This window comes from Anaerolineales bacterium (assembly GCA_016928575.1).
Classification (GTDB): domain Bacteria; phylum Chloroflexota; class Anaerolineae; order Anaerolineales; family RBG-16-64-43; genus JAFGKK01.
In genome coordinates, this window is the sequence record JAFGKK010000129.1 from 29,940 (window position 1) to 41,811 (window position 11,872).

General features: G+C 62.9%; 11 protein-coding genes and 1 riboswitch. Of the genes, 5 read left to right on the forward strand and 6 right to left on the reverse strand.

Annotated elements, in window-relative coordinates; all coding sequences use genetic code 11:
• Window positions 1-566: 566 nt before the first annotated feature.
• Window positions 567-677: riboswitch (TPP riboswitch) on the forward strand.
• Window positions 678-702: 25 nt separating this feature from the next.
• The 4 genes from JW929_15400 (at window position 703) to JW929_15415 (ending at window position 5,267) form a co-directional block, all read left to right on the forward strand.
• The gene (locus tag JW929_15400) at window positions 703-1,368 is read left to right on the forward strand and encodes a thiamine diphosphokinase (GenBank protein MBN1440792.1); all 666 of its coding nucleotides are present in this window, start codon (window positions 703-705) and stop codon (window positions 1,366-1,368) included.
• Entirely contained in the window at window positions 1,326-2,441 is a 1,116-nt protein-coding gene (locus JW929_15405) for a thiamine ABC transporter substrate-binding protein (protein ID MBN1440793.1), read from the forward strand. The genes JW929_15400 and JW929_15405 overlap by 43 nt, the downstream gene beginning before the upstream one ends.
• Complete coding sequence (locus JW929_15410) at window positions 2,417-4,144, forward strand: iron ABC transporter permease (GenBank protein MBN1440794.1); 1,728 nt, start codon at window positions 2,417-2,419, stop codon at window positions 4,142-4,144. The genes JW929_15405 and JW929_15410 overlap by 25 nt, the downstream gene beginning before the upstream one ends.
• 82 nt (window positions 4,145-4,226) lie before the next feature.
• Window positions 4,227-5,267, forward strand: a complete 1,041-nt coding sequence (locus JW929_15415; protein MBN1440795.1) for an ABC transporter ATP-binding protein — start codon at window positions 4,227-4,229, stop codon at window positions 5,265-5,267.
• 66 nt (window positions 5,268-5,333) lie between these two features.
• Here JW929_15415 and JW929_15420 read toward each other — a convergent pair whose 3' ends face one another.
• The 3 genes from JW929_15420 to JW929_15430 form a co-directional block, all read right to left on the reverse strand.
• The gene (locus JW929_15420; GenBank protein ID MBN1440796.1) at window positions 5,334-5,495 is read right to left on the reverse strand and encodes a hypothetical protein; all 162 of its coding nucleotides are present in this window, start codon (window positions 5,493-5,495) and stop codon (window positions 5,334-5,336) included.
• A gap of 129 nt (window positions 5,496-5,624) precedes the next feature.
• A complete protein-coding gene (locus JW929_15425) occupies window positions 5,625-6,185 on the reverse strand; it encodes a DUF4126 domain-containing protein (GenBank protein MBN1440797.1) in 561 nt (186 codons plus the stop codon).
• A 61-nt stretch (window positions 6,186-6,246) separates the two neighbouring features.
• Window positions 6,247-7,095 carry a DUF2085 domain-containing protein gene (locus JW929_15430; GenBank protein ID MBN1440798.1) on the reverse strand — a complete coding sequence of 283 codons (849 nt, stop codon included), beginning with the start codon at window positions 7,093-7,095 and terminating at the stop codon, window positions 6,247-6,249.
• Window positions 7,096-7,404: 309 nt separating this feature from the next.
• On the opposite strand from JW929_15430, the gene JW929_15435 reads away from it, so the two are divergent.
• Complete coding sequence (locus JW929_15435) at window positions 7,405-8,694, forward strand: adenylosuccinate synthase (protein MBN1440799.1); 1,290 nt, start codon at window positions 7,405-7,407, stop codon at window positions 8,692-8,694.
• 55 nt (window positions 8,695-8,749) lie between these two features.
• Here the strand turns inward: JW929_15435 and JW929_15440 are convergent, their stop codons facing one another.
• The 3 genes from JW929_15440 to JW929_15450 form a co-directional block, all read right to left on the reverse strand.
• Window positions 8,750-10,276, reverse strand: coding sequence for an LCP family protein (locus JW929_15440; protein MBN1440800.1), 1,527 nt, complete (start codon window positions 10,274-10,276; stop codon window positions 8,750-8,752).
• Between the two features lie 22 nt (window positions 10,277-10,298).
• On the reverse strand, window positions 10,299-10,448 hold the full coding sequence (locus tag JW929_15445) for a hypothetical protein (GenBank protein MBN1440801.1): 150 nt from the start codon (window positions 10,446-10,448) through the stop codon (window positions 10,299-10,301).
• A 536-nt stretch (window positions 10,449-10,984) separates the two neighbouring features.
• The gene (locus tag JW929_15450) at window positions 10,985-11,863 is read right to left on the reverse strand and encodes a class D sortase (protein MBN1440802.1); all 879 of its coding nucleotides are present in this window, start codon (window positions 11,861-11,863) and stop codon (window positions 10,985-10,987) included.
• Between the last annotated feature and the right edge of the window lie 9 nt (window positions 11,864-11,872).

Consider the following 11,872-nt stretch of genomic DNA (forward strand, 5'->3'; position numbering starts at 1 on the left):
GACACACCCACCCGGCCTGCCTACGGAGGGAGCTCCGATCGCGCCGTTCGCCCGAATATTCGATCTAAGATCCGCGCAGGACCCACGTTTTTCCCGCAAGCCGAATACTCCGCTTGCCTTTGATCCGAGTAGGGTTTGGAAAAATGCCGGCGGGCCGAGACCCGGCTTTCCCGGGCGACTGCGATCCGGGAAGGGCATATCCGCCCATTCCTTTTTTGTAGCTCCTCAGCCTATCCCTCATCCCATTCTTCTCCCAGCCCATCTCTCAAGATAGGTGGCTTCGAATAATTTCGTTTTTTTCCGCTGTTGTCGGGGTGGGAAAAGGTGCCCGAACCTGCCCCGGAGCGCCTATCCCGAACAAGGCGAGGGAAAGCGACGGGAGGGCGGATGAAGGGCAGGCTGAGGAGATTTATTAATGCGAAGGGAGGAGGGAGCTGATTGCCAATAGCGGATCCAATCGCAATTGCCGCCCGTTAAATTTTGTTTTATGCTCGCCGGAATTCTTTCCGCCCCGAAGGAGCGGGGGGACGGATATTGACGATTTTACAATCCTCGGTTAGAATACTTCTACAACAACGGGGAGCCCGTATCCGGGCTGAGAGGAAGGCGCCCAACCTTCGACCCGCAGAACCTGCTCCGGGTAATGCCGGCGGAGGGAAAACGTGGCTAACAGTCACCCTCCGCAACGGAGGGTGTTTTTTTATGCCGACGAACCGCGCGGTGATTTTCGCCAATGGAATCCTGCCGAATGTGCCAGCAGCCCAGCGGCTTTTGCGGGAAGGCGACTTCTGGATCGCCGCCGACGGCGGGTGCCGGCATGCACTGGCTTGCGGCCGCGCTCCGGATGTCCTTGTCGGCGATCTTGATTCCATCCCCAATGGAATCCGCCAAACCCTCGATCGCGCCGGAACCGTCGTGAAATCGTTTCCCGCCGAAAAAAATGAAACCGATCTCGAGTTGGCGATCCGCTTCGCAGTCCGGGAGGGATTTGCCGCCGTGCTGATCCTGGGGGGCTTGGGCGGCAGGACGGATCAAACTTTGGCCAACTTGGCTTTGCTTTTTGATGCAGAGCTGGCGGGGATCAACATCCGGATCGACGACGGGCGCGAAGAGGCGGTAAGAGTTTGGAAGCGGACGATGTTGCGGGGGGCTCCGGGCGACACCGTCTCCCTGTTGGCGTGGGGCGTCCCTGCGGAGGGTGTGACGACCGAGGGATTGAAATATCCGCTGTCCGGAGAAAGGCTTCTCCCGCATAAAACCCGCGGAATAAGCAACTGCATGCTGGCGGACGAGGCGGCGGTAACGGTGCAAAAAGGAGCATTGCTATGCATTCACACGCGATCGAACATCAAACCCGCAAGCATGTAGGGTTGGGGCGTTGCTTGCCGGCCGTTCTCGGGACGTCGGTCCTGCCTTTGATCCTTCTGGCCGGATGCGCGGCGCCGGCGGCAGAACCCTCGCCGCGCGAAACCCGGACGGTCACCCTGATGACCCACGATTCCTTCGCGATCAGCGAAACCGCGTTGCAGGAGTTCGAAGCCGCGACGGGCGCCAAGCTGGCCGTTCTGGAAAGCGGCGATGCCGGAGCCGCGCTGAACAAGGCGATCCTCACCAAGCAGGCACCGCTGGCGGACGTTTTCTTCGGCGTCGACAATACCTTTCTCGCCCGCGCCCTGGAGGAAGGGGTTTTCGAAACCTATGCCTCGCCGCGGTTGGATTCAATTCCCGCCGAATACCGGCTGGATCCGGGCAACCGCGCTCTGCCGGTCGATTACGGAGACGTGTGCATAAATTACGACCGGGATTGGTTCGCCGCGCATTCCCTGGACGTACCCGGATCGCTCGAGGACTTGGCCGAGGAGGAATACCGGGGCTTGCTGGTGGTCGAGAATCCGTTCACATCCTCGCCTGGATTGGCGTTTCTCCTGGCGACCGTGGCGCATTTCGGGCCGGACGGATTCGCGGATTATTGGGGATCCTTGAAGTCCAACGGAACCGTGGTCGTCGACGGATGGGAGACCGCGTATTACACGAATTTCAGCGCGTCCTCCGGAAAGGGGTTTCAGCCGATGGTGGTTTCATACGCCACCAGCCCGGCCTTCGAATTCCTGTACGCCGACCCGCCGCGGGATGAGCCGCCGACCGCCTCCCTGCTCGGCCCGGAGATGTGCTTCCGCCAGATCGAATTCGCCGGCATCCTGGCCGGGACCGAACAGCGGGACCTCGCGGAAAAATTGGTCGAATTTCTTTTAAGCCGGACCTTCCAGGAGGATATCCCGCTGCAGATGGCGATGTTCCCGGTGAATCCGGATGCGGTTCTGCCCGAAGCCTTCCTGCGTTTCGCGCCCTTGCCCGCGGAGCCCGCGGTTCTCGCGCCGGAGGAGATCGCGGCGCACCGGGAGGAATGGATGAATGTATGGAAAGGCGTAATGCTGTCGTAGGGCGGGCGGCGTTGTTCGGAGCAAGACGGCCGGCCTGGTTTTTCAGGATCGTGCAGTGGATTCCGGCTGTCGCGTTTATCGGCCTGTTCTTCTACTATCCGCTGGCGGCGGTTCTGCGGCTGGGGGTGGAGGCCGTCCTGCAGGGGGAAGCGGACGCACTGCCGCTGGGCTCCGCTTTCCGGGTCCTCGGCTTTACGGTTTTCCAGGCGGCGCTGTCGATGCTCCTCACCTTGGCCGTCGGATTGCCGGGAGCGTATCTTTTTGCCCGGTATGATTTTCCCCTCAAGCGGTTCCTGCGGGCGTTTTCGATCGTCCCGTTCATCCTCCCCACCGTGGTGGTGGCGGCGGGATTCGAATCCCTGCTCGGACCGCGGGGATGGATCAACCTGGCGCTGCAACAAACCGGGTGGATCGGCCGGCCCATCCCGTTCCTACACACGCTGGGGGCGATCCTGCTGGCCCATGTGTTCTACAACACCTCGATCGTCCTGCGGACGGTCGGAGCGGCCTGGGAGCGTTTAGATCCGCGCTTGGGCGACGCCGCGCGCGTGCTGGGCGCCGGAAGGCGGCAGGCTTTCCGCCGGGTGACGCTTCCGCTCTTGATGCCGTCGATCCTCGCCGCGGCCTCGCTCGTGTTCCTGTTCGATTTCACCTCATTCGGAGTTATTCTGATCCTGGGAGGTCCGTCCTTCTCCACCCTGGAAGTGGAGATCTACATCCAAGCCCTGCAAGCGCTCAACCTTCCGGCGGCCGCTCTTCTTTCCATCCTGCAGATCCTCTGCAGCTTGACTCTGATCGCGGTTTCGGGGCGGCTTGCCCGGCGGATGGAGGCCGCATCGGCGCGGGTCGGAATCCGCGCCGCACGCAAGCCCGCTTCCACGGCTGAATGGATCCTGGCCGCATCGATCCTCGCCGCACTCGCCGCGTTGTTCCTGGCGCCTCTGGCTTCGCCGGCGGCGAGGTCGCTGCTGCGGATGGACGCGGGGCTCGGCGAGCGGTCGGGGGTCCGGGCGGAATGGACGCTGGAGTATTACCGCGAGCTGTTCTATAACCGGAGGGGGACCGCGTTCTTCGCCACCCCACTCGAGATGGCGGGGAATTCCCTGCTGGCGGCCGCGGCGACGGCGGCCTTCGCCCTGGCCTTTGGAATACCGGCGGCGGCTTTGCTTTCCCGTCCGACACGGATCGACCGCGCGCTCGAGCCGTTGCTCCTGCTCCCGCTCGGAACCTCGGCCGTCACCCTCGGTTTGGGCATGCTGATCGTCTTTTCCCGGCCGCCGTGGAATTGGATCCGTTCGCCGGCGATGATACCAGTCGCCCATACCTTGGTCGCGTTCCCCTTCGTGGTCCGCGGATTGAAGCCCGCCTTTGCCGGAATCCCGGAGCGGCTGCGCGAAGCCGCCGCCGTCCTGGGCGCTTCACCGTGGATGGTGTGGCGCACGGTGGTGTTCCCGATCGCACTGCGGGCGGTTCTCTCCTCCGCGGCGTTCGCCTTCGCCGTCTCGCTCGGCGAATTCGGCGCAACCTCGATCATCGTCCGCCCGGATTTCCCGACCATGCCGGTCGGGATCTACCGGCTGCTCTCCCAGCCCGGCGGATTGAACTACGGCCAGGCGATGGCGATGACCACCCTGCTGATGCTCTTTTGCGCCGCGGCGGTGATGTTCATCGAATGGGAACATCAACCGGCAAAACCTGCCTGAAGTGCGCCAGAACATCAATCGCATGGCAAATGGGGGGGGGACAACAGGGGGAGGGGGGCGTAGGAAGGAAAAAAAACTAGCCATGCTCGAATTAGTCGATATCCATAAAAATTATGAAGCCAGGCCGCTGCTGGCAGGGGTAAACCTGGCGGTCGCAGAAGGCGAAACGGTCTGCCTGCTCGGCTCCTCCGGCAGCGGGAAAAGCACGCTGCTGCGGATCGTTGCCGGCTTGGAGCAACCCGATTCCGGGCGAGTGCTGTGGGACGGCGAAGACCTCTCCCGCGTTCCGGCGCACCGCCGCGGATTCGGATTGATGTTCCAGGATTACGCTCTGTTCCCGCATTTAAACGTCGCCGAAAACGTCGCGTTCGGATTGCGCATGCAGAATCAGCCTGAAGATCGGATCCGGTCGGAAACACAGGCGGCGCTCCGCAGGGTGGATTTGGAGGGGTTTGCCCGGCGGGCGATGGCCGGTCTTTCCGGGGGGGAGCAGCAACGGGTGGCGTTGGCGCGCACGCTCGCTCCCCGCCCGAGGCTGTTGATGCTCGACGAGCCGCTCGGCGCGCTGGACAGGGCCCTGCGCGAGCAGTTGGCCGATCAGTTGCGCCGCTTGCTGGCGGACTTGCGGATCCCCTCGCTGTACGTCACGCACGATCAGGAGGAGGCGTTCGCCGTGGCGCAGCGCGTGGCGTTGCTGCACGAAGGGCGGATCGTGCAGGCGGATTCGCCGGAGAACCTTGTCAACTATCCGGCTTCAAAATGGGCGGCGAATTTCCTCGGGCTGGGGAACCTTCTGCGCGCCGGGGTCCGGAAGGTTCGGCCGTTGACGGTTCGCACTCCGCTGGGCGAATTCGAGGCGGAGTGCCGTGGGCCGCGGCCGGTTGCGGGGGACGAGGGATGGATCCTGCTTCCGCCCGGCGGAGGAGTTCTGCGGCGCGGCGGTTCGGCCGCCGCCGGCGAGATCCGGGGAGAGGTGATCGAATCGGTTTGGCGGGGCGGCGCCTACCGGATCCTCTTGCGTTGCGGCGGGGAAAGGGAGATCTTCTGCAACGACATCCGTCCGGCGGAGGAGGGAGAGCGGCGTATTTGGCGGCCCGGGAAAGGATTTTGGATTCGGGGATAAAACGGAAAAGGCGGCCCGATCCGGGCCGCCCGAGGATATTCCGCGAACGGGTGGATAACCGGTCTGCTAGAAACCGCAGCTGCCGCCGGTCAACACGTCTCCGCAATAATACAACAAGCCTGCGAGGAAGATGGAGCAGCAGCAAAGCAGAACGAGCGCGGCGCCGACGATGACGATTACTGCCGGGCCTTTTGACTTTTTCGCTGGGGCTGGTGCGGGCTGGACCATGAAATATCCTCCTCCGAACTGACGTATCTGGGTTAGGGTGTCAACCATTGTACCCGATTATGAAAAAACGATGCGGGCGGCCGTCTGGCCGCCCGTTCCGGATACTCCGCGGCCGAACGGCGAACGCCGTCAGGTTTGTCTGGCGTCGCGGTTGATTTTCCTCAGGATCAGCCAGATGATCCAGGCCGTGACGATGCAGATCAGGGCTCCGAGGATCACGGGAACCAGGATGGCGACGATCGACAAGACGGTGGCGATGACGTCTTCTACGGTGCTGACCACCGGATTGGCGGTCCCGCCGGTTGTGGCGGTTACGGCGGGGCGGATCGCCAGCGCCTTCGCGCCGTGGACCGCACCGGCGACGAACAGCCCGCAGATCATCGCGATCGCGGGATGGATGTCGCTGATGACGTGCGCGCTGGCGGCGAAGACGATCGCGCCGGCGATGGGCCGGACGATCGTCTGCAGGCCGTCGTTGATGTGGTTCACCGCTGGAATTTTGTCGGCCAAAATTTCGATCAACAGCAGAACGGCCAGCACCAGCAGGACCCACGGGTCGGTCAGCGTGTCCCACGGGGCGTTGAGTTTGATCGCGTCGGTGTAGCGGGCCAGCAGGCCGACGATCAGCAGGGGAATGTAGGCGTTCAGCCCCGCGCTGGCCGACAACCCGAAAGCCGAAAAGATGTCCATGACGTACCTCCGAAAAGGCGCCGGGTGTATCCGCATTCCGCGGAGCCGCCCGGACGGACGATTATCCCCCTATCCCGAAGCCCCCCCAGGTGTGGGTGATTTGGAAACGGACGATGTCGATGGCGTAGATCTGAAGCAGTCCCAGGGCAAATCCGCCGGCGACCGCCGGCCAGGCGTCGTGCCAGGTCTCCGCCTGATTTTCCCTGCGGAGGACCATCAACAACAGCGAAAGATAAACGCCGGTTAAAAGGAAAAGAATGCCGGCAACGCTGAGGAGGGCGAACGGATAAAGCAAAATCGGATTCTCCGGCATGACCAAGCCAATCAGGATCGGGGCGGCGAGGAAATAACCAAAAAGCTCCCGGAAATTCCGGAGGACGGGCACGGCGGATGGCGATTTCCACAGGCTTTGATTCACAGCCGGCAGGAACACCACCGCCATCGCCAGCCCGAGGAGCGTTCCGGTCGTCATCCGCAGAAAATTGCTCGGCGGATAGAGGTGCGGGAACCGGGGGAAGAGGGAAACATAGGAGTTGAAGCCATCCACCCCCCAAAGCAGCACGGGGACGGCCAGCGCGAAGAGGATTCCGCGCGACGGCCAGACCGCGGAGCGGCCCCGTCCGCCCGCGATCAGGATCAGAGCGCCGACGATCGTCCCCAGGAAGGTTCCCATACAGCGGGCGCACAGCGGAAGCGGACGGTCTCCCAAGTGCAGGGAACGCAGTTCGATGCGGTGGCATACGGCGTACCCGATCGCATCCGCCTTGCCGAGCAATCCCGGCGGGGAAGCCGCCAATCCGGCCAGGAGGATGAGCGCTACCACGGCAAGCAAAAGCAGGCGCCAAGCCGGGATGCGGCGGATCCGCTGGAGCAAGTTGCGGAGGGGAGGCGGCGAAGCTTCCGGCGGCAAAGTCGAATCCGTTCGAGACATTGCGCCGTATTGTATCGCTTTCAATCTCCCGCCGGAAGCGGCGGCCGGGATCGCCGATGGCCGACATGCGTTCGTGCTTCATACAATCATCTACGGTTTTTTCACGGCGTCCGTTCGCGGCGGCCCGGTTGCGCTCCACCGGCCGGGGGATGCGGAGGAAGGGGTTTTGTGGCATACTTGCGGAAAGCAGTACGCGGATGTCGGCTTGGTCCGACGGCGAGGGCGTTGGCAAACGCCCTCGTTTGGCGCCTGCCCGAAGTGGGCGCCGGTCCGGAAGGAGAGTGACTCATGCCATTGCATATCATCATTGGCGCGCAATGGGGCGACGAGGGGAAGGGGCGCATCCTGGACGCGATCGCCGCCGAAGCGGCGGTGGTGGCGCGCTTCGCCGGGGGCGACAACGCCGGACACACCGTCGCGGCCGGCGGAAAAATTTTCCGCCTGCACCTCGTCCCCTCCGGGATCGTGCATCCCCGGCCGCTCTGCATTTTAGGGAGCGGCATGGTGATCAACCCGCAGCGCCTTTTGGCGGAGATGGCCGCCTTGCGCGAGCAGGGCGTGGTCTGCAACCCGGACCGGATTCGCATCTCCCATGCGGCACACCTGCTGACGCCGCTTCACATCGAGCTGGACCGGGCGGAGGAAGCCACACGGGAAAATCGGATCGGAACCACGGGGCGCGGAATCGGCCCCGCCTTTTCCGAAAAGAGCGCGCGCTGCGGGCTGCGGGCGGAATTGCTGGCATCGCCGGAGGAATGCGCCGAGAAGATCAAATCCCAGATCCTTCGCGGAAACCGGATCCTGGAAAAATTATACAGCCGGCCTCCCTTGGACGCGGAGGCGGTTGCCGCGTCGTTCTTTGAATACGCCCGGACGCTCGGTCCTTACGTCGCCGACACGTCGGCGTTGGTGGCGGAGGCGCTCGGCAGGGGCGAGACGGTGCTGGCGGAAGGCGCCCAAGGGACGTTGCTGGACCTTGACCAGGGGACCTACCCGTTTGTGACGAGCTCCAACACCGGCTTGGCCGGAGTCTTCTCCGGATTGGGAGTCGGCGCCCGCGCCCTCGGCCGGGTGATCGGCGTGGTCAAAGCCTTTCAAACCCGCGTCGGAGAGGGTCCGTTTCCGACCGAAGAGGCCGGGGAGATCGGGGATCGGCTGCGGGGAACCGGATCGATGCCCTGGGACGAATACGGCACTACAACGCGGCGGCCGCGGCGCTGCGGCTGGCTCGACCTGATGTTGTTGCGCTATTCGGTCCGGCAAAACGGGCTGACCGAATTGGTGCTTACCAAACTCGATATCCTCAGCGGGTTGAATCCGGTCCGGCTGTGCGGTGCCTACCTGCGGGACGGAAAAAAATACCACGAGCTGCCGATGGGGCTTTCCGGACTCGGGGCTTTCCAGCCGGTGTACGAGGATCTTCCCGGTTGGGAAGCCGACATCCGAAAAATCCGGAAGAAGGAAGACCTGCCAGAGGCGGCGCGGAAGTACATCGAAAGGATCGAGCGGGAAGCCGGCGTTCCGGTATCGCTCGTGTCCGTCGGATCGGAACGGGAGGACATCATCCCCTGGAAATGACTCGCGCCTAAAAAAAAAGAGGCGGTCCAGAAGACCGCCTCTTTTTTTAGAAGGGCTAATCCGGTATCGTCCAATCGTATCGCAGGAAGATCTGAACGTCCACCGGATTGTCGAAGCGGATGTCGGTTTTCAAGTTGGTCGCGGATAACCCCATCAGCTCGTATAACAGGCGGACGGTATACGGCCTGCCCGAGTAATCGGTGATCAGGGTGTAGAACGGGTAGTAATTCATCTGCTCCGCGGTCGCGGTCGTGGCGGTGATGTTGGCTTCGGAGAAGCCGTGGCGCACGAGCCAGTCCCTTGTCGCCCCCGCCAGACCGTCGGTTCCGGAGCCGTTGACGATTTCAATTTTGGCGTTCTCTTTTAGCGCGAGCGAAGCGAGGTCCGCGGGAGGCGAGGCGTAGCCGAGGACGCCGCCCGAGGAGAACAGGGTGTTGCGCAGTTCGCGGACCTTCTCCAGATTCGGGATCAACACATCTTCCTCGCCGAAGGTTTCCACCGCCAGCAGGCAGGATTCGTCGATCACCGCGTAGGGGATTTTTTGGCGCGGAACGTCCTTGGCGACCAAGGCCAGTTGGACGATCTGCTCCAGGGTGAGGTTGGTCTTGATCCCCCCAGCGAGCTGCTCGTAAAGGTTGCCCGCCTCCAAGATCAACTTGGGAACCATGTCCAAGGTCAGGATCTTGTCCCGGATGGCGAGGATCACCTGCATCGTCCGCGAGCCGCGGTCGAAATCGCCGCCTTCGGTCGAGCGCGACCGGGCGAAGGCCAGCGCCTCCGACCCGCTCAGGTGGTTCCAGCCGAAGAACAGCTCCTTCACGTCTTCGTCGCCGATCGGATCGATGACCATGTTGTCGAAGGGCACATAGACGTCGATGCCGCCGATGGTGTCGACGAAGGTGGTGAACGAATTAAAATCCACCACCGCGTAGTAGTCGATCGGCAAGCCGAGCAGGTTCTCCACCGTCTGGATCGCCAGGCCGGGCCCGCCGATCGGCAGGCGGTCCTTTTCGGCCAAGAAATACGCCTTGTTGATCTTGTCGAATCCGTATCCGGGGATATCGACATACAGGTCGCGCGGAATGGAAAGCATGGCCGCGGTTTTGGCGATCGGATCCATAGACAGAACGAGCATAGTGTCGGAGCGCGCGGCGGCGGAATTGGCTTCGGGCCCCCAATCCCGCGCGTCCAAACCGAGAGCCAGGATCGTCACCCGGTCGACCTCGTTCCAGGGTTTGTAGTTGTAAGCCGGAATCTCGACCGTGGGGGTGACGCCGAGGGGAAGCGGGGTGCTTTCTCCGCCGCTTGGATTAAAAATATTGATATCCACCATCCCGCTGGCGAAAAAATTCTCAACGGATAAGAAGGAGAATATCCCGGAGAAGGCCAACAGCGCCAGGGCCAGCGTGGTCAGCGCGCCTTTGGCCCAATCGGGCAGGCGGCTTTTGCGGCGGACGGGCTTCTGCGGGAGGGCGGGCTGTTCCGCCGAAACCTCCGGCGCGGCCGCAACCGGCTCGGCCGGTTCGGGGGCCTTGGCCGGCTTGGGTCGTTTGGATTTCGGTGTGGGCAGGTAAGATGCCATGCGCTTTTTCGCCTTCCTGAAGTTACCGGTTAAGAAGAACGGCCAGAACGATCATAACGACGATGAATGATCCGGCGATGAGAACAATCCGGCGCAGGTCGCTTTTAATGTGCGAATAATCCGGATGGTTCAACTCGTCGCGCGCGGAGGTGCGGTATTTTTTTTCCGGCATCAGGTTTCCTTTCCTATCCTCGCATCATCCCGAACGGATGCCCGCCCGTGCGGATCCCAATGGATGCATCCCCGCGGGGTATCCGCGGACGTCGGCTGGGGGGAGGTCGTTCTCGTCGGGGTGTAAGCGCGCAAATTGTAGCATAAGAATTCAATCCGGCCGCAAGGGCGGTTTTTCTCAGGAAACCCTTAGATTTTCCGAATCGAGAAAAGGAAGGACGGCTTCGAACCGGCGCCGAAAAAAAGAGGGGGTGTCTTTGTACACCTCGAGCCCGGAGACCGGGACGGTCGATTCTGCGAGGAATCTGCTGCGTGGTTGCGCCGTGCCCGGGTGAGGTGGGGAGACGGTTGCCTGTCAGAGTTGCCTGACTGGATCCCGACCTGCCTGGCCGGAGTGGGATATGGGGAAGCCTGCGGAAGGGCAAGGCCGCGACCGGTTGACCAGAAGCCGGCAAAGACACCCGGACGCGGCGGTAACGCCCAGGACCCGTTGCGTGTTTTTTCAGTGTCCGCCGGCCGGCATTTTTCATAGGCCCGCTAATACGAAGCCAGTTCAGCGGTAACGACGATCCGCTGGGTATCGACCATGTACGGGTAGCAGGAAATCAGGGTCAGGGTCGGGCGTCCGGTCGGAGCCAGGACGGAAACGTCGGTGGGTTCGACGATCCGGATCGCGACGACCCGGTAGGCGAATTTCTGAGTGGCGGTATAGACGACGGCCTCATCGCCGGGTTGAAGGCGGTCCAGGTCACGGAACAGTTCGCCGAAAATGTCGTTGTGGGCGGACAGCACGACGTTGCCGGTGGTGCCCGGATTGGCGCTGCCGATATGATGGCCCACCCCCTGCTTAAGTTGTTCCCACCCATCGCCTTGGACTACCGGCATGTTGGTTTTACCGATGCTCGGCAGATCCAGCCGGAGGGGCTGTTCCGGCCCGCGGGTTGGAATGGCAAGCGAGAGGTAGGATTGCATCTGCGGGCGCAGGTCGGCGGGGATTTCTTCCTCGTTGACGGCCGGCCCGCCGGGGGAATCGGGGGGCGTGTGCCCCGACGGAAGGACCACGGCGGTGATCAGCGGGGTGGCCGAGGGGGTTTCGGAGAGGATCCGGGCGAGGGAATCGCGGTTCAGATCCTGCAGGCGGAACACGAATTGCAGGACGACCAGTCCGAGAACGATCACCGCGCCGATTTCCACGCCGAGAAGCAGGCGGTCGAGGAGGTTTTTGCGGGCGGCGGGCGGGGCGCTTTTTTCCGGAACGGAGGGCGGTCCGGCGGGCGGAGCGGGAGGCTCGGTGAAAACCGCGCGCCCCGACCGTCCAAAACGGCGGATTCTGTCGCGCCGAGCGGCCTGACGCTTGGCCGACAGCAGCCGTTCCAACTCCTCGATCGAAAGATCGTGCGGTTCGCGGGGGCTCATCAGGTCTCG

What these genes read in the sequence shown, in the direction of transcription:
- JW929_15420 (MBN1440796.1), bottom strand. Translation starts at nt 5,495, where the DNA reads ATGGTCCAGCCCGCACCAGCCCCAGCGAAAAAGTCAAAAGGCCCGGCA.
- JW929_15435 (MBN1440799.1), top strand. Translation starts at nt 7,405, where the DNA reads ATGCCATTGCATATCATCATTGGCGCGCAATGGGGCGACGAGGGGAAG.
- JW929_15415 (MBN1440795.1), top strand. Translation starts at nt 4,227, where the DNA reads ATGCTCGAATTAGTCGATATCCATAAAAATTATGAAGCCAGGCCGCTG.
- JW929_15445 (MBN1440801.1), bottom strand. Translation starts at nt 10,448, where the DNA reads ATGCCGGAAAAAAAATACCGCACCTCCGCGCGCGACGAGTTGAACCAT.
- JW929_15450 (MBN1440802.1), bottom strand. Translation starts at nt 11,863, where the DNA reads ATGAGCCCCCGCGAACCGCACGATCTTTCGATCGAGGAGTTGGAACGG.
- JW929_15405 (MBN1440793.1), top strand. Translation starts at nt 1,326, where the DNA reads ATGCATTCACACGCGATCGAACATCAAACCCGCAAGCATGTAGGGTTG.
- JW929_15410 (MBN1440794.1), top strand. Translation starts at nt 2,417, where the DNA reads ATGGAAAGGCGTAATGCTGTCGTAGGGCGGGCGGCGTTGTTCGGAGCA.
- JW929_15425 (MBN1440797.1), bottom strand. Translation starts at nt 6,185, where the DNA reads ATGGACATCTTTTCGGCTTTCGGGTTGTCGGCCAGCGCGGGGCTGAAC.
- JW929_15440 (MBN1440800.1), bottom strand. Translation starts at nt 10,276, where the DNA reads ATGGCATCTTACCTGCCCACACCGAAATCCAAACGACCCAAGCCGGCC.
- JW929_15400 (MBN1440792.1), top strand. Translation starts at nt 703, where the DNA reads ATGCCGACGAACCGCGCGGTGATTTTCGCCAATGGAATCCTGCCGAAT.